This is a genomic window from Sphingopyxis sp. YR583 (genome assembly GCF_900108295.1).
Lineage (GTDB): Bacteria > Pseudomonadota > Alphaproteobacteria > Sphingomonadales > Sphingomonadaceae > Sphingopyxis.
The window spans coordinates 1,860,578-1,876,936 of the sequence record NZ_FNWK01000001.1 but is presented as its reverse complement, the minus strand read 5'-3'; the positions used below and the strand labels follow the sequence as shown (position 1 = coordinate 1,876,936).

At 64.7% G+C, this 16,359-nt stretch carries 15 protein-coding genes; 10 read left to right on the top strand and 5 right to left on the bottom strand.

Going from position 1 to position 16,359, the window contains the following annotated elements:
* Positions 1-9: 9 nt before the first annotated feature.
* Complete coding sequence (gene gluQRS, locus BLW56_RS08690) at positions 10-861, bottom strand: tRNA glutamyl-Q(34) synthetase GluQRS (RefSeq protein WP_093510136.1); 852 nt, start codon at positions 859-861, stop codon at positions 10-12.
* Between the two features lie 171 nt (positions 862-1,032).
* Here gluQRS and BLW56_RS08685 point away from each other — a divergent pair, with 171 nt between their 5' ends.
* From BLW56_RS08685 to ppc, 3 genes are all read left to right on the top strand, one after another.
* On the top strand, positions 1,033-1,599 hold the full coding sequence (locus tag BLW56_RS08685) for an HNH endonuclease (protein ID WP_093510135.1): 567 nt from the start codon (positions 1,033-1,035) through the stop codon (positions 1,597-1,599).
* 37 nt (positions 1,600-1,636) lie between these two features.
* Positions 1,637-2,059, top strand: a complete 423-nt coding sequence (locus BLW56_RS08680; protein ID WP_093510134.1) for a YbaY family lipoprotein — start codon at positions 1,637-1,639, stop codon at positions 2,057-2,059.
* 64 nt (positions 2,060-2,123) lie between these two features.
* On the top strand, positions 2,124-4,802 hold the full coding sequence (ppc, locus tag BLW56_RS08675) for a phosphoenolpyruvate carboxylase (RefSeq protein ID WP_093510133.1): 2,679 nt from the start codon (positions 2,124-2,126) through the stop codon (positions 4,800-4,802).
* A gap of 111 nt (positions 4,803-4,913) precedes the next feature.
* On the opposite strand, the gene BLW56_RS08670 is transcribed toward ppc, so the two are convergent.
* From BLW56_RS08670 to BLW56_RS08655, 4 genes are all read right to left on the bottom strand, one after another.
* Entirely contained in the window at positions 4,914-5,432 is a 519-nt protein-coding gene (locus BLW56_RS08670; RefSeq protein WP_093510132.1) for a hypothetical protein, read from the bottom strand.
* Between the two features lie 151 nt (positions 5,433-5,583).
* Positions 5,584-6,387 carry an SDR family oxidoreductase gene (locus BLW56_RS08665; protein WP_093510131.1) on the bottom strand — a complete coding sequence of 268 codons (804 nt, stop codon included), beginning with the start codon at positions 6,385-6,387 and terminating at the stop codon, positions 5,584-5,586.
* A gap of 16 nt (positions 6,388-6,403) precedes the next feature.
* A complete protein-coding gene (locus BLW56_RS08660; protein WP_093510130.1) occupies positions 6,404-7,522 on the bottom strand; it encodes an acyl-CoA dehydrogenase family protein in 1,119 nt (372 codons plus the stop codon).
* Positions 7,523-7,525: 3 nt separating this feature from the next.
* Entirely contained in the window at positions 7,526-8,707 is a 1,182-nt protein-coding gene (locus BLW56_RS08655; RefSeq protein WP_093510129.1) for an acyl-CoA dehydrogenase family protein, read from the bottom strand.
* A gap of 172 nt (positions 8,708-8,879) precedes the next feature.
* Here BLW56_RS08655 and BLW56_RS08650 point away from each other — a divergent pair, with 172 nt between their 5' ends.
* The 7 genes from BLW56_RS08650 to BLW56_RS08620 all read left to right on the top strand — a co-directional run bounded on the left by BLW56_RS08650 (position 8,880) and on the right by BLW56_RS08620 (position 16,355).
* Entirely contained in the window at positions 8,880-9,737 is an 858-nt protein-coding gene (locus BLW56_RS08650; protein ID WP_093510128.1) for an SDR family NAD(P)-dependent oxidoreductase, read from the top strand.
* Positions 9,734-11,194, top strand: coding sequence for an MFS transporter (locus BLW56_RS08645; protein WP_177175883.1), 1,461 nt, complete (start codon positions 9,734-9,736; stop codon positions 11,192-11,194). Before BLW56_RS08650 ends, BLW56_RS08645 begins: the two co-directional genes overlap by 4 nt.
* Positions 11,195-11,304: 110 nt before the next feature.
* Positions 11,305-12,594 carry an acyl-CoA dehydrogenase family protein gene (locus BLW56_RS08640; RefSeq protein WP_093510126.1) on the top strand — a complete coding sequence of 430 codons (1,290 nt, stop codon included), beginning with the start codon at positions 11,305-11,307 and terminating at the stop codon, positions 12,592-12,594.
* Positions 12,595-12,617: 23 nt separating this feature from the next.
* The gene (locus tag BLW56_RS08635; protein WP_093510125.1) at positions 12,618-13,709 is read left to right on the top strand and encodes a Zn-dependent alcohol dehydrogenase; all 1,092 of its coding nucleotides are present in this window, start codon (positions 12,618-12,620) and stop codon (positions 13,707-13,709) included.
* Positions 13,706-14,779, top strand: coding sequence for a phosphotransferase family protein (locus BLW56_RS08630; RefSeq protein ID WP_093510124.1), 1,074 nt, complete (start codon positions 13,706-13,708; stop codon positions 14,777-14,779). Before BLW56_RS08635 ends, BLW56_RS08630 begins: the two co-directional genes overlap by 4 nt.
* Entirely contained in the window at positions 14,776-15,552 is a 777-nt protein-coding gene (locus tag BLW56_RS08625; protein ID WP_093510123.1) for an SDR family NAD(P)-dependent oxidoreductase, read from the top strand. The genes BLW56_RS08630 and BLW56_RS08625 overlap by 4 nt, the downstream gene beginning before the upstream one ends.
* A complete protein-coding gene (locus tag BLW56_RS08620) occupies positions 15,552-16,355 on the top strand; it encodes an SDR family NAD(P)-dependent oxidoreductase (RefSeq protein WP_093510122.1) in 804 nt (267 codons plus the stop codon). The genes BLW56_RS08625 and BLW56_RS08620 overlap by 1 nt, the downstream gene beginning before the upstream one ends.
* The last annotated feature ends 4 nt before the right edge of the window (positions 16,356-16,359 follow it).

Below are 16,359 nucleotides of genomic sequence, written 5' to 3'. Positions count from 1 at the left end.
GCGTCCACTCTAGGGATTTTGCAGCGAATAGCCAGCGGGAAGCCGCCCCGCCGCCAGATCGGCGGCGAGCGCCCGCCCGTCGATCCCGGTCGAACGCAGCGAGGCGAGCGACGCTGCGGCGTCGCGTTTCGCCAGCCGTTTTCCGTCGGCGCCGCAGACGAGCGCATGGTGGCGATAGAGTGGAGTCGGCAGGGCGAGCAGCGCCTGGAGCAAGCGGTGGACATCGGTCGAGGCGATCAGGTCGGCGCCGCGGATGATATGCGTCACCCCCATCGCGGCGTCGTCGAGCGTGCTCGCGAGATGATAGCTGGCGGGGGCATCCTTGCGCGCGAGCACGATATCGCCGTGCGCAAGCGGATCGGCTACGCGCAATCCCCTCCCCGCTTCTTCCCATGCAAGCGCGCCCGCCTCCGCAACAGCACGCGGCATGTCGAGCCGCCAGCAATGCGGTTCGGTCGCGATGCGGCGTTCGCGGTCGGTTTCCGGGAGATTGCGGCAGGTGCCGGGGTAAACGGCGCCTGCCGGCCCATGCGGCGCCGACATGCTGGCGGCGATATCGGCGCGGGTGCAGAAGCAGGGATAGACGAGACCGCGCACGCGGAGCGTGTCGAGCGCAGCGGCATAGTGGTCGAGCCGTGCCGACTGCCGCACCGGATCGCCATCCCAGTCGATCCCGAGCCACGCCAGATCGGCGAGCGAGGCGCCGACATATTCCTCACGCGAGCGGCTGCCGTCGATATCGTCGATACGGATCAGGAAGCGCCCTGCCGCCGAACGCGCCGCATCATGCGCCAAGACCGCGCTATAGGCGTGACCGAGGTGAAGGTCGCCGGTCGGGCTGGGAGCGAAACGCGTCAACATGGGAGAGGCAATGAATCCATATGCTGTGCCGAGTCAAAGCCTATCATTCCATATCTTGCGGGCAGAAGCCCCCTTGACGTCAGAATCTGATAGGGCATGTAATGACAGTGTCACGCGCGGGAGGCAGTGGCGCGCCATCCCGTGAAACAAGGGGGGCAGCGTTACCTAGCCATGTTCCATCCCGATCTTGCCCGGCATCCCGATAGCTGTCCGGCGCTCGTACTCAACGCAGATTATACGCCGCTGAGCTATTATCCCCTGAGCCTGTGGCCGTGGCAGACCGCGGTCAAGGCGGTGTTCCTCGACCGCGTCACCATCGTCGAAAATTACGAACGCGAAATCCACTCGCCGACGAAGACGATGCCGATCCCGAGCGTGATTGCGCTGCGCCAATATGTGAAGCCGTCGGAGCATCCCGCCTTCACGCGTTTCAACCTGTTCCTGCGCGACCGCTTCGCGTGCCAATATTGCGGGTCGGGCAAGGATCTGACCTTCGATCATGTCGTGCCGCGCCGGCTCGGCGGGCGGACGACGTGGGAGAATGTCTCCACCGCCTGCGCGCCGTGCAACCTGAAAAAGGGGGGCCGGACGCCGCAACAGGCGCATATGCCGCTCTATCGCCAACCCTGGCGCCCGACGAGTTGGCAGTTGCAGGACAATGGCCGGGCGTTCCCGCCGAACTATCTCCACACGAGCTGGATCGACTGGCTGTACTGGGATGTTGAACTCGAAGGATAATCGGTTCAGGCTCGCCGGGTTCAGAAGGAGAAGACCGATGCGCCGTTTCGCCGCTTTCGCCCTTGGCCTTTCCGCGCTTGCGCTGTCCGCCTGCGCCGCGACGGGCGAGGCCGCGAACCAGCAATATACGGTGTCGGGCAAGATCGCCTATCGCGAGCGCATCGCGCTGCCGCCGAGAGCGCAGATCGAGGTGAAGCTCGACGACGTCAGCCTCGCCGATGCGCCGTCGCGCAATATCGCGCGGCAGGCGTTCGGCGCCGACGGGCAGCAGGTGCCGATCGCCTTCCTCCTCCGTTTCGACCGCAGCCAGATCGATCCGAAGCACAGCTATGCCGTGTCGGCGCGCATCACCGGCGACGACGGCAAGCTGATGTTCATCACCGACACGCGCAACTCTGTTACGTTCGATGGCGCGTCGGAGATTGATCTGGGCGTGCTTAACCTCGTCAAGACGCACTGATCTAATAGAAGCATAGCTATGCGCGGCTTGACCCTGCACCTTCGCAGGTGCAGCAAGCGCGCTTATGGGCCCGCCTATCCAGATCTCGCAAAACCCCGACATCCGCTATTTGGGGCGGATCCTCGGTGACGTCATCCGCACCTATGGCGGCGACAAATTGTTCCGCCAGACCGAATATATCCGCTCGTCGAGCGTCGACCGGCACCGCGGCATCGCGGGCGCCGAGGCGATCGACCCGGGGCTCGACGCGCTGAGCCTCGACGACACGATCGCGTTCGTGCGCGGCTTCATGCTGTTTTCGATGCTCGCCAACCTCGCCGAAGACCGGCAGGGGGTCGCGGCCGAGCCCGAGGCGACGGTCGCGGCGGCGATCGAAAAGCTGAAGGGCGACGGGATCGATGGCGACGCGATCGCGGCGTTGCTGAGCGCGTCGCTCGTCGCGCCGGTGTTGACCGCGCACCCGACCGAGGTGCGGCGCAAGTCGGTGCTCGACCACAAGAACCGCATCGCCGAGCTGATGCTGCTGCGCGACCGCGGCGAAGACGAGACGGCAGAGGGCGACGTCGTCGAGGATGCGATACGGCGGCAGGTCGTACTGCTGTGGCAAACCCGCCCGCTGCGCACCGAGAAATTGTTCGTTGCCGACGAGATCGACAATGCGCTCACTTATCTGCGCGACGTCTTCCTGCCCGTGGTGCCGAAGCTTTATGCGCGCTGGGAAGCCGAGCTGGGGCAGCGCCCCGCGAGCTTCCTGCGCGTCGGGAGCTGGATCGGCGGCGACCGCGACGGCAACCCCTTCGTCACCGCCGGGACGATGCATATGGCGACCGCGCGCAACGCCGCGGCGGTGCTCGGCCACTATATCGACGCGGTCCACCACCTCGGCGCCGAGCTGTCGGTGTCGGCAAGCCTTGCAGCAGTTCCCGAAGCGGTCGAGGCGCTGGCCGAGGCGAGCGGCGATACGGCACCAAGCCGCCGCGACGAACCCTATCGCCGCGCGCTGTCGGGCATCTATGCGCGGCTTTGTGCCACCTACGCCCAGATCGTCGGGCGCGCGCCGCCGCGTCCGTCGGCGCTGAGCGGCGCGTCCTATGCGACGCCCGCCGACTTCCGCCGTGACCTGGTCACCATCGCCACCGGCCTGTCGGCGAATAGCCAAGGGCAATTCGGCGGCATCGGCGCCTTGGGGCGGCTGATCCGCGCAGTCGAGGTGTTCGGATTTCACCTCGCGACCCTCGATATGCGTCAGAACAGCGCGGTGCACGAACGCGTGCTCGCCGAATTGCTGGCGGTATCGGGCGTGTGCGCCGATTATCTGGCGCTGGGCGAAGAGGCCCGCGTCGCTTTGCTCACCGCCGAACTGCAAAGCGACCGGCCGCTCGCCGCACCGTGGCACCAGTGGAGCGACGAGACCGCGGGCGAACTCGCGATCGTCCATGCCGCCGCCGATGTCCGCACGCGGCTGGGCAATGACGCGATATGCCAGTGGATCATCAGCATGGCGCAGGAATTGTCCGACCTGCTCGAAGTCCACGTCCTCGCACGCGAGGCGGGGCTGTGGCGGAGCGGCGATGCGGCGGGCCAATCGAACCTGATGGTCGTGCCGCTATTCGAGACGATCGCCGACCTCGACCGCGCCCCCGCGATCATGGCGCGATACTTCGCGATGCCCGAAATCGGCCCGCAGATCGGCCAGCGCGGGCATCAGGAAGTGATGATCGGCTATTCGGATTCGAACAAGGATGGCGGTTACCTGACCTCGACCTGGGGATTGCATCAGGCGTCGCAGGCGCTGACCCCGGTGTTCGAGGAAGCCGACACCGCGATGCAATTGTTCCACGGCCGCGGCGGCGCGGTCGGACGCGGCGGCGGCAGCGCCTTTGCCGCGATCCGCGCGCAGCCCGCGGGCACAGTGCAGGGGCGCATCCGCATCACCGAACAGGGCGAAGTGATCGCCGCGAAATATGGCACCGCAGCGAGCGCGGCAACGAACCTCGAAGCGATGGTGTCGGCGAGCCTGCTCGCGAGCCTCGAGCCCGAGGCGCTGAGCGAGAAGGATGCGGCACGCTTTACCGCCGCGATGGACCAGCTGTCTGACAGCGCTTTCGCCGCCTATCGCGGGCTCGTCTATGACACCCCGACCTTCAAGGATTTCTTCCGCGCGATGACGCCAATCGCCGAGATCGCGACGCTGAAGATCGGGTCGCGGCCGTCGAGCCGCACCAAATCGAGCGCGATCGAGGATCTGCGCGCAATCCCGTGGGTGTTCAGCTGGGCGCAGTCGCGCGCGATGCTGCCCGGCTGGTACGGCACCGGCGAGGGTTTTGCGGCGTTCGAGGACAAGGCGCTGCTGGCCGACATGGCGGCGGGCTGGCCCTTCTTTGCAGCACTGCTCGGCAATATGGAGATGGTGCTCGCGAAATCCGACATGGGGATCGCGGCGCGCTACGCCGAACTCGCGGCGGGCATCGACGGGCATGATGCGATCTTTGGCCGCATCCGCGACGGGTGGAACCGCGCGCATGACGGGCTGCTCGACATTACCGGGCAAACGCGGCTGCTCGAGAAGAACCCGGCGCTCGAAGCATCGATCCGGCTGCGCCTGCCCTATATCGAGCCGCTCAACCTGTTGCAGATCGAGCTGATGAAGCGCCACCGCGCCGGCGAGACCGACCCGCGCATTGCCGAGGGTATCCAGCTCACGATCAACGCGATCGCGACCGCGCTCAGGAACAGCGGGTAGGCGACTTCCGTCATTGCGAGCGAAGCGAAGCAATCTCCAGTGACCGGCCTCATGCCAGATCGATAGCTGGAGATTGCTTCGTCGCGACGCTCCTCGCAATGACGAAGGAACTCAGCTCTTCGTAATCACGACCTCGCCCTTGGCATTCGCGCCGTCGGGGCCGAAGTTGATCTTGAAGTCCGAGCCGTCCTTGTCCTTGCCCGCGAGCGTATCGCCGATACGCGTGACCTTGACGCCCTTCTTGGCGAATTCGCCTGCCATCCAGTCGGCCGCTTTCTTCGGTGCGGCGGGCGAGATGAAGCCGAGTTTGACCGTCGCCGTATCGGCGCCATTTTTGTCGTTCGCGTCGACGTCGACCTTCGTTACCTTGCTGCCGGGGTAGAGCTTTACCCCGTCGATATCGAAATCGCTCTCGATATCGAGGTCGACGAAATCGGGGATGTCGATGTCGATACCCGCTCCACCGCCACCGATCTTGATGTTGCCGCCATCCTTGCCGGTCTTGATCTGGACCCCGCCATGCTCGTCGCCGGCGTTGATCGAGACCTGGGTGCCCTCGGCAGACGTCTTCTCCTCCGAGCCGCAGGCGGCGAGGAGCATCATCGGGGGAATGAGGAAGGCGAGACGCATGGAATATCTCCTTGGTGAGTTATATTAATAATACACCTTGGCTGGCCTGGAGTCAAATCACCTTCCCCGTCACCCCCGACTTGATCCGGGGCCTGCGTTGTCTTGAAGCAAGAAAGGCGGGTGCCGGATCAAGCCCGGCATGACGAATGGATCAGGCGTCGATGCTGGTCCTGAGATCGCCGTGGACCAGCCCGCCATCGACGGTGATCGTGTCGCCGACGACATAGTCGCCCGCTTTCGACGCGAGGAAGATCGCGGCGCCCGCCATATCTTCGGGCACGCCAATGCGCTTCACGGGGATGCTCTTCGCCACCGCATCGCCATGGTCGCGCGCGGCCTTGTTCATATCCGACTGGAAGGCGCCGGGAGCGATCGCGGTGACGATGATGTTGTCGGTCACGAGCCGCGCGGCGAGGCGCTTGGTGAGGTAGAGGATCGCCGCTTTCGACGCGTGATAGCTATAGGTTTCCCACGGATTGAGGCGCTGGCCGTCGATCGAGCCGATGTTGATGACCTTCGCCGGACGCGCGGCGCTGCCGCCTGCCTTGAGCAGACCGTGGAGCGCCTGCGTCAGGAAGAAGGGTGATTTGACGTTGATGTCCATCACCTTGTCCCAGCCCGCCTCGGGGAAACCCTCGAACGGTTCGCCCCACGCGGCGCCGGCATTGTTGACTAGGATATCGAGGCGTTCCTCTCGCGCTTCGAGTTCCTTCGCAAGCGCGCGGCAACCTTCGACGGTTGCGAGGTCGACGGGAAGCCCGATCACCTTGCCGGGGTAACGCGTTTCGAAATCGGCGACGGCTTCCTCGATCTGCGCGGTCTTGCGTGCCGAGATATAGACGCGCGCGCAGCCGGCCGCGAGATAGCCCTCGACGATCATCTTGCCGATGCCGCGCGAGCCGCCGGTGACAAGCGCGATGCGGCCGTCGAGGCCGAACATGTCTTGAAGATTCATTGTTTCTCTCCCCGGCTCAATAGCCGTTCATGCGGGCGACCTGGTCGATGTGATAATGCACATCGCCCATGAACTCGGCGAGCGCGCGGTCGCGTTTCATATAGAGGCCGATGTCATATTCGTCGGTCATGCCGATGCCGCCGTGCATCTGCACGCCTTCGCGGACGGCAAGGTTGGCGGCGCGGCCGGCCTTCGCTTTCGCGACCGAGACCATCAGCTTCGCGCCCTCGCTGCCCTGATCGAGCAGTTCCTGCGCCTTCATCACCGTCGCGCGCGCGACTTCCATCTCGCCGTAAAGATGCGCGGCGCGGTGCTGCAGCCCCTGAAACTCGCCGATCAGCTTGCCGAACTGCTTGCGTTCCTTGAGGTAGGTGACGGTCATATCCATCGCGCCCTGCCCGACGCCGACCATTTCGGCGGCGGCACCGGTGCGCGTCGCGGCGAGCAAGGCGTCGAGAATCTCGCCGCCCGCATCGACCTCTCCGATCACCGCGTCGGCATCGACCTCGACGCCGTCGAGCGTGACATGGCTCGCGAGGCTGGAGTCGACGAGGCGGCGCGGATCGGCGGTGACGCCCTTCGCATCCTTCGGCACCGCGAACAAAGTGATACCGCCGTCGGTCTTCGCCGCGACGATGCTCATGTCGGCGACATGGCCGTGGAGGACGAAGCTCTTCTTGCCGTCGAGGCGGAAGCCGTTGCCGGCGCGCGTCGCGGTGGTGGCGATGCGGTCGGGACGGTGCTTGGCGCCCTCGTCGATCGCGAGTGCGATGATTGCTTCACCGCTGGCAATCGCCGGGAGCCAGCGGCCCGCCTGCGTGCCGCCCGCTTTCGCGAGCGCGGCGACCGCGCCGACGCTGGTCGCGAGGAACGGCGACGGGGTCAGGTTGCGGCCGATTTCCTCGAGCACGATACCTGCTTCCATATGCCCCATGCCGAGCCCGCCATGCGCCTCGGGAACGAGCATGCCGGGCAGGCCCATCTCGGTGAACTGTGCCCAGAGATCGCGCGAAAATCCGGTCGCGTCGGCGCTGTCGCGCAGTTTGCGCAGGTGCGAAACCGGCGCCTGTTCGGCCACGAAGGGCGCGACGCTGTCCTTGAGCATCGCCTGGTCGTCATTGTGATACAAAGGCATGGGTCAGGCTCCGGGCAGGTCGAGGATACGCTTGGCGATGACGTTGAGCATGACTTCGCTCGTCCCGCCTTCGATCGAATTGGCCTTGGTGCGCAGCCATGCGCGCGGGCGCGCACCGCCCTTGGTCTCTTCGCTATCCCATTCGAGCGCTTCGCTGCCGCCGCCCGACATCACCAGCTCGTGACGCCGCTTGTTGAGCTCGGTCCCGACATATTTCATCATGTTCGACGAAGCGGGGTGTGCCCGCCCGGTCTTCCACATATCCATGAAGCGTTCGCCCATCGCGCGATAGGCGAAGACATCGACGTCGAACGCCGCCATTTCGGCGCGCAGGATCGGATCGTCGAGCTCGCCCGCCGCATTCTTGCCGAACGCCTTGGCAAAGGCGCCGCCGATGCTGACCATGTCGCCGCCGGCGCCGCCGCCCGAGATCATCTCGCGTTCGTGACCGAGCAGATATTTGGCGACGTCCCAGCCGCGGTTGATTTCGCCGACGAACTGCGTCTTCGGCACCTCGACATCGTCGAAGAAGGTTTCGCAGAAGGGCGAGTTGCCGCTGATCAGCAGGATCGGCTTGGTGGTGACGCCCTTGCTCTCCATATCGAAGAGCATGAAGGTGATGCCCTGATATTTGTTCGTCTTGTCGGTGCGGACGAGGCAGAAGATCCAGTCGGCCTTGTCGGCATAGCTGGTCCAGATCTTCGACCCGTTGACGACCCAATGATCGCCCTTGTCCTCGCCGAAGGTCTGCAAGCTGACGAGGTCGCTGCCCGAGCCGGGTTCCGAATAGCCCTGGCACCAGCGGATTTCGCCGCGCGCGATCGGGTTCAGATAATGGACCTTCTGTTCCTCGGTGCCGAATTGCAGCAGCGCGGGGCCAAGCATCCAGATGCCGAAGCTGTCGAGCGGCGAACGCGCCTTGATGCGTTTCATTTCCTGTTTCAGGATCTTGGTCTGCTCGGCCGTCAGACCCGCACCGCCATAGGGCTTCGGCCAGTCGGGGACGGTATAGCCTTTGGAAACGCAGGCATCGAGCCACGCTTTCTGGGCGTCATTCTTGAATTTGAAATTGCGTCCGCCCCAGCAGACGTCATCCTCGTCGCGGATCGGTTCGCGCATTTCGGCGGGGCAGTTGGCCTCCAGCCATTCCCGCACCTCGGCGCGGAAAGCGTCCTGTTCGCTCATCCTTTTGGCTCCTCTTCTGCAGCCAAATCTACGTCCGCTTCGCCGCTTTACGCAAGCGTCAACTTGGTTGGACCGACCTGCCGTTACGGCGCCGTAGCGTCGGTTTGACCGCCGTTGACGCGTCACCTTTGGCGCCTAAGCTAAGTGGCAAAAGAAAACGGGAGAATGGGTCATGCGATTCGCAGGCAAGGTAGCCGTCGTCACCGGCGCAGCGTCGGGCATCGGCAAAGCATCGGTTTTGAAACTGGCGAGCGAGGGCGCTCATGTCTTCGCCGCCGACATCGACGAAGCGGGCGGACGCGCGCTCGCCGAGCAGTCGAACGGCAAGATCGACTTCATCCGCTGCGACGTGACCAAGCCCGCTGATATCGAGGCACTGATGAACGCCGCTGCAGCGAAGGCGGGCGGGATCGACATCGTCTTCAACAACGCAGCGGCGGGCGGTGACCGCGCACCGATCGACGAGATCAGCCCCGAAGGCTGGGACCGGACGATGGATCTGGTGCTGAAATCGGTCGCGATGGGAATCCGCTATGCCGCACCGCACATGAAGGGACGCAAGGGCGCGTCGATCGTCAATACGGCGAGCGTCGCGGCACTCGGCGCGGGCTATTCGCCGATCGCCTATGCCGTTGCAAAGGCGGGCGTGCTGCACCTCTCGAAAGTCGCGGCGACCGACCTCGCGCAATATGGCATCCGCGTGAACGCCATCTGCCCCGGCTTCATCAACACCAACATCTTCACCGCGTCGCTCGACGTGCCCGGCGAATTCAAGACGCAGGCGAATGAGGTGATCGCGCAGATGAGCGCGCAGGCGCAGCCCGTTGCACGCGGCGGCCAGCCCGAAGATATCGCCAATGCGGTCGCTTACCTCGCCAGCGAGGAATCAAGCTTCATGACGGGTACGCACCTGCTCGTCGACGGCGGGCTGACGATCGGCCAGCGGCATGCGTGGGACAAGGAAACGCCGGGCATGTTCGACGCCCTGCTCGCGATGGAGGAAGCGGCGAAAGCCGGAGCTTCCGCGTGAGCGCGGCAAGCGTCGCGGCCCCCAAAGCCGAACGCCTGCCCGTCTGGCTGAAGGTCACCCACGGCCTCGGCAGCATCGCCTATGGCGTCAAGGACAACGGCTTTTCGACCTTCCTGCTGCTCTTCTACAATCAGGTCATCGGGCTCGACGCGGGGATCGTCGGGCTTGCAATCATGGTTGCACTGATCGCCGATGCCTTCGTCGATCCGGTGATCGGCGAACTCACCGACCGCACACGCAGCCGCTGGGGCCGGCGTCTGCCGTGGCTCTATTTCGCGCCGATCCCGCTCGCAATCGCGTGGATGCTGCTGTGGTCACCACCCGCGATGAGCGACGCGATGACGATCGCCTGGCTGATCGGCTTTGCGATCATCGTCCGGTCGCTGGTGTCGATGTGCGAGGTGCCGTCGGTCGCGATCGTGCCGGAGCTTTCGTCGGACTATGACGAGCGCACCGTCGTGATGCGCTATCGCTATCTGTTCGGCTGGGGCGGCGGGTTGCTGATCCTCTGGCTCGCCTATGCGGTCTTCTTCAACGGCGCGCTCGGACTCGTCGATCCTGCGGGTTATTTCCCCTATGCGCTGACCGGCGCGCTGTTGATGGCGGGCGCGGTGATGCTGTCGGCGGCGGGGCAGCACAGCCGGATCGCGGTGTCGAACCTCGACCAGCCCAAAGCGACCGCAAAGCTCAGCCATGTCCTGCGCGACATGCGCGACACGCTGTCGAACCGCGCTTTCCTGTGGCTGACCTTTGCCGCGCTGTTCGCCTTCATCAACCAGGGCATCACTTTCTCGATGACCAACTATTTGCTTGGCTTTTTCTGGCGGCTGACCGGCGCGGAGATGAGCCTCTATGTCTTCCTGTTGTTCGGGACGATGATCGCCGCCTTCCTGCTCGTCGCGCCGCTGTCGGCGAAGCTCGGCAAGAAGGGCGGGGCGATCCTCGCCGGTGCAATCGCGTTGCTCGTCAACAGTGGCATGTATCTGATGTGGATTCAGGATGTCTTCCCCGGCCTGCCGGGCAAGCCGAGCGTCGCGGCCTTTTTTGCGATGGTCTTCATCGGCAACACTTTCTCGATCATCCTGATGATCCTCTCCTCGTCGATGATGGCCGACGTCGTCGAGGCATCGCAGGGCGAGACCGGCCGCCGGTCCGAAGGGCTGTTCTTCGCCGGCTATTTCTTCATGCAGAAATGCGCGACGGGCGTCGGCATCTTCCTTGCCGGACAGATATTGTCCTTCGCGGCCTTTCCTGCCGCCGCGAAACCCGGCGAGGTCGGCGATGAGGTGCTCACCAGCCTCGCCTCGGGCTATGCGCTGGCGATCGCGATCATCGGGACGATCGGCCTGATCGTGATGCGCCGATTCCCGATCTCGCGCGCCGATCATGAAGCGCGGCTGGCGCTGCTAGACGACACGGCGCGCGCCGAACCTGACGCCAGCGGGGCACATCCGTAACGATCATGTCGCCAATCGGCAGGATGATGTAATTTTGGGCCCGCAGGACTTGGCAAGGCCGACGAATCGGTCCAAGGGTTTACGTAAACGTAAAGGGAAAGGAAGCGCAGATGGACTTCGATCTCACCGACCGGCAGGTCTATTGGCGCGACCGGGTCCGCGATTTCATCGAGCGCAAGGTTCGCCCCGCGGTCCCGACCTATAACGAGCAGGACAAGGCCGGCGATCGCTGGAAGGTCATCCAGGTCGTCGAGGATCTGAAGGCCGAGGCGAAAGAGGCCGGCATCTGGAACCTGTTCATGCCGCCCAAGTCGGCCGCGCACCATCATGTCGAAGATAGTTTCGAATTCGAAGGCCCCGGCCTCACCAACCTCGAATATGCGCTGTGCGCCGAGGAAATGGGCCGCGTCGGCTTTGCCAGCGAGGTGTTCAACTGCTCGGCGCCCGATACCGGCAATATGGAGGTGTTTCACCGTTACGGCACCCGCGCGCAGAAGGACAAATATCTCGGCCGCCTGATGAATGGCGAAATCCGTTCGGCGTTCCTGATGACCGAACCGCGCGTGGCGTCTTCCGACGCGACGAACATCGAAACGCGCATCGAGCGCGACGGCGACGATTATGTCATCAACGGCACCAAATGGTGGTCGTCGGGCGCGGGCGATCCGCGCTGCGAGATCGCGATCGTGATGGGCAAGACCGACTTTGCCGCCAAGCGCCACGCGCAGCAGTCGATGGTATTGATGCCGCTCGACGCACCCGGCGTGACCATCCTGCGCCACCTGCCCGTCTTCGGCTATGACGACGCGCCGCACGGCCATATGGAAATCGAGCTGAAGGACGTGCGCGTCAACGCCGAGGAAGCGATGCTGCTCGGCGAAGGCCGCGGCTTCGAGATCGCGCAGGGCCGCCTCGGCCCGGGCCGCATCCATCACTGCATGCGCACGATCGGCGTCGCCGAAGAAGCGATCGCCAAGATGGCGAAACGGCTTCAGTCGCGCGTCGCCTTCGGCAAGAAGGTCGCCGAATACAGCATCTGGGAACATCGCCTGGCGCGCGCCCGCATCGATATCGAGATGACGCGCCTGCTCTGCCTCAAGGCGGCAGACATGATGGACAAGGTCGGTAACAAGACCGCCGCAGCCGAGATCGCGATGATCAAGGTGCAGGCGCCGAACATGGCGCTGAAGATCATCGACGATGCGATCCAGGCGCATGGCGGCGGCGGCGTGTCCGAGGATTATGGCCTGGCCAAGGCTTATGCGCATCAACGGACCTTGCGTCTCGCCGACGGTCCCGACGAAGTCCATGAGCGTGCGATCGCGCGGATCGAATTCGCCAAGCATAGCGAAGCGAGCGAGCCCGGCTTTTCGTCGGGCGACATCGGCGTTTCGCGTTAAAACCTGAAAACCGGAGAGCAATTGTGACCAAAGCCGCGATTCTGATCGAGCCGGGCAAGCCGCTGTCGATCGAAGACGTCGTCGTTGCCGACTGCGGCCCGCACGAGGTGCGCATTCGCACCGCCGCGTGCGGGCTCTGCCATTCGGACCTGCATTTCATCGATGGCGCCTATCCGCATCCCCTGCCGGCGATTCCCGGCCATGAAGCCGCGGGCATCGTCGAGGCGGTCGGCAGCGAAGTGCGCACGGTGAAAGTCGGCGATGCGGTCGTCACCTGCCTCTCCGCCTTCTGCGGTCACTGCGAATTCTGTGTCAGCGGCCGCATGTCGCTGTGCATGGGCGGCGACACCCGCCGTGCCGCCGGATCGGCACCGCGCATCACGCGCCCCGACGGCAGCATCGTCAACCAGATGCTGAACCTCAGCGCCTTTTCCGAAACGATGCTGATCCACGAACATGCCTGCGTGCGCATCGATCCTGACATGCCGCTCGACCGCGCCGCCGTCATCGGCTGCGCCGTGACAACCGGCGCGGGAACGATCTTCAACGCGTGCAAGGTGACGCCGGGCGAGACCGTCGCGGTGGTCGGCTGCGGCGGCGTCGGACTCGCGACGATCAACGCGGCGAAGATCGCGGGCGCCGGGCGCATCATCGCCGCAGACCCGGTACCCGAGAAGCGCGAACTCGCGAAGAAGCTGGGCGCAACCGACGTCGTCGACGCGCTGGCCGACGATGCGGCGAAGCAGATCGTCGAGTTGACGAAGGGCGGGGTCGATCATGCAATCGAAGCCGTCGGCCGCCCGGCATCGGCCAGCCTCGCGGTCGCCTCGCTCCGCCGCGGCGGCACCGCGACGATCCTCGGCATGATGCCGCTCTCCGAAAAGGTCGGCCTGTCCGCGATGGATCTGCTTTCGGGCAAGAAATTGCAGGGCGCGATCATGGGCGGCAACCGCTTCCCCGTCGACATCCCGCGCCTCGTCGACTTCTACCTGCGCGGCCTGCTCGACCTCGACTCGATCGTCGCCGAGACGATCCCGCTCGCCAAGGTCAACGAAGGTTTCGACAAGATGCGAAAGGGCGATGCCGCACGGTCGGTCATCGTGTTCGACCAATGACGACGGCAATGGACGCGCAGAAGCTGTTCAGCGGCACCGTCGCGCCCGAGGGCGCCGACCTGCTCGACGAAGCGAAGCTCACCGCATGGATGGAAGCCAATGTCGAAGGCTTTAAGGGCCCGCTGACGCAAGGCAAGTTCGCCGGCGGCCAGTCGAACCCGACCTACAAGATCAGCGCACCGTCGGGTAATTATGTGCTGCGGCGCAAGCCGTTCGGCCAGTTGCTCCCCTCGGCGCACGCGGTCGACCGCGAGTATAAGGTGCAGGCGGGCCTCCACAAGACCGGCTTCCCCGTGGCGCGCCAATATGGGCTTTGCACCGACGACAGCGTCGTCGGCAGCTGGTTCTATGTCATGGGCATGGTCGATGGACAGACGATCTGGGACGGATCGATGCCGGGATCGACGCCCGAGAACCGCCGCGCCACCTATGACGCGATGATCGACACGCTCGCCGCATTGCACAGCGTCGATATCGACGCCGCCGGCCTGTCGGACTTCGGCAAGCCGGGCAATTATTTCGGCCGCCAGGTCGATCGCTGGACCAAGCAGTACCGCCTCTCGGAAACCGAGACGATGGACGAGATGGAACAGCTGATCACCTGGCTGACCGCGACCTTGCCCGAACAGACGCGCACCAGCGTCGTCCATGGCGATTATCGCATCGACAATATGATCTTTGCGAAAGACCGCCCCGAAGTGCTCGCGGTGCTCGACTGGGAACTGTCGACGCTCGGCGATCCGCTCGCCGATTTCACTTATGTGGCGATGGCGTGGGTGACCGAGAATGGCGGCCGTTCGGGGGTCATGGACCTCGACCGCAAGGCGCTGGGCATTCCCGAGCTCGACGAAGTCGTCGAACGTTATTGCCAGGCGACCGGCCGCGACGGCGTGCCCGACATGAACTGGTATTTCGCCTATAATTTCTTCCGCCTCGCGGGCATCATGCAGGGCATCAAGAAGCGCGTCATCGACGGCACCGCCTCGTCGAGCCATGCGAAGGAAATGTCCGAACGTGTCCTGCCGCTGGCGCAAAAGGCCTGGGACTTCGCGAAGAAAGCGGGCGCGTGAGCCTGTTCGACATGGCGGGCCAGGTCGCGCTGATCACCGGATCGTCGCGCGGCATCGGCAAGGCCACGGCAGAAGCCATGGCCGAACAGGGCGCGAAGGTCGTGATCTCGAGCCGCAAGCAGGACGCCTGCGAAGCCACCGCGGCCGAGATCAATGCGCGCTTCGGTGAGGGCACCGCGATCGCCGTCGCGGCGAACATCTCGTCGAAGGACGATCTTCAGAACCTCGTCGACGAGACGCGCGCCGCGTTCGGCAAGATCACCACGCTCGTCTGCAACGCCGCATCGAACCCCTATTATGGCCCCGGCCTCGGGATCAGCGACGATCAGTTCCGCAAGATCATGGACAATAATATCCTGTCCAACCACTGGCTGATCGCGATGGTCGCGCCCGAAATGCTCGAACGCGGCGAAGGGTCGATCATAATCATCAGTTCGATCGGCGGGCTCAAGGGATCGCCGATCATCGGCGCTTACGGGATTTCGAAAGCCGCCGACATGCAGGTCGCGCGCAATTTCTCGGTCGAATTCGGCCCGCGCGGCGTGCGCGTCAACTGCATCGCGCCCGGCCTCATCCGCACCGACATGGCGCGCGCGCTGTGGGAAAATGAAGAAAATCTGCGGCGATCGACCGCGGCATCGACGCTGAAGCGTATCGGCGAGCCGCACGAGATTGCGGGCGCCGCAGTCTTTCTCGCCAGCAAGGCGGGGGCATTCACCACCGGCCAGACCATCGTGTGCGATGGCGGAGCCACGATTTCGGGAGGCGCATGATGGGCGCATTGGACGGCAAGGTTGCGATTATCACGGGCGCCGGCAGCGGCATCGGCCGCGCGAGCGCGCTGCGCTTTGCCGCCGAGGGCGCGAAGCTCGTCATCGGCGACAAGACGGCGGCGGTGCACGAGACCGCCAGGCTGGTGAAGGATGCCGGGGGCGACGCCGTCGCGCTCGAAATCGACGCGGGCGTCGAAGCCGATGTCATATCGTTGGTCGCGGCCGCAAAGGACACTTATGGCGCGCTCGACGTCGCCTTCGCCAACGCCGGAATCATCGGCGACATGGGCGGCATCTTCGATTTCGACCCGGCCGCCTGGGCCGAGACGCTGCGCGTCAATCTGATCGGCCCGGCGCTGATGGTGAAACATGCCGGCAAAGCGATGGTCGATCAGGGTCGCGGCGGCGCGATCGTGCTCACCGCGAGTGTCGCCGGCTTGAATTCGGGCGCCGGCCCGGGCGCCTATTCGGCGTCGAAGGCTGGGGTGATCAACCTCGCCAAGGTCGCGGCGCAACAGCTGTCGACGAGCGGCGTGCGCGTCAACGCGGTGTGCCCCGGCCTCACCGAAACGGGAATGACCAAACCGACCTTCGATTATGCCAAGGCGAAAGAGGTCACGCACAAGCTCGGCCAGCTCAATCCGCTGCGCCGCGCCGCCCAGCCCGAGGAACTGGCGAATGTTGCCCTCTTCCTTGCAAGCGACCAGGCGAGCTATGTCAACGGTCAGGCCATAGCGGTCGACGGCGGACTCACCAGCTCGCACCCGGTGACGCGTCAATTGCTGGGCCAGACCTCGCACTGACGGA

What these genes read in the sequence shown, in the direction of transcription:
- BLW56_RS08685 (WP_093510135.1), top strand. Translation starts at nt 1,033, where the DNA reads ATGTTCCATCCCGATCTTGCCCGGCATCCCGATAGCTGTCCGGCGCTC.
- BLW56_RS08670 (WP_093510132.1), bottom strand. Translation starts at nt 5,432, where the DNA reads ATGCGTCTCGCCTTCCTCATTCCCCCGATGATGCTCCTCGCCGCCTGC.
- BLW56_RS08640 (WP_093510126.1), top strand. Translation starts at nt 11,305, where the DNA reads ATGGACTTCGATCTCACCGACCGGCAGGTCTATTGGCGCGACCGGGTC.
- BLW56_RS08655 (WP_093510129.1), bottom strand. Translation starts at nt 8,707, where the DNA reads ATGAGCGAACAGGACGCTTTCCGCGCCGAGGTGCGGGAATGGCTGGAG.
- BLW56_RS08650 (WP_093510128.1), top strand. Translation starts at nt 8,880, where the DNA reads ATGCGATTCGCAGGCAAGGTAGCCGTCGTCACCGGCGCAGCGTCGGGC.
- BLW56_RS08630 (WP_093510124.1), top strand. Translation starts at nt 13,706, where the DNA reads ATGACGACGGCAATGGACGCGCAGAAGCTGTTCAGCGGCACCGTCGCG.
- ppc (WP_093510133.1), top strand. Translation starts at nt 2,124, where the DNA reads ATGGGCCCGCCTATCCAGATCTCGCAAAACCCCGACATCCGCTATTTG.
- gluQRS (WP_093510136.1), bottom strand. Translation starts at nt 861, where the DNA reads ATGTTGACGCGTTTCGCTCCCAGCCCGACCGGCGACCTTCACCTCGGT.
- BLW56_RS08620 (WP_093510122.1), top strand. Translation starts at nt 15,552, where the DNA reads ATGGGCGCATTGGACGGCAAGGTTGCGATTATCACGGGCGCCGGCAGC.
- BLW56_RS08665 (WP_093510131.1), bottom strand. Translation starts at nt 6,387, where the DNA reads ATGAATCTTCAAGACATGTTCGGCCTCGACGGCCGCATCGCGCTTGTC.
- BLW56_RS08680 (WP_093510134.1), top strand. Translation starts at nt 1,637, where the DNA reads ATGCGCCGTTTCGCCGCTTTCGCCCTTGGCCTTTCCGCGCTTGCGCTG.
- BLW56_RS08660 (WP_093510130.1), bottom strand. Translation starts at nt 7,522, where the DNA reads ATGCCTTTGTATCACAATGACGACCAGGCGATGCTCAAGGACAGCGTC.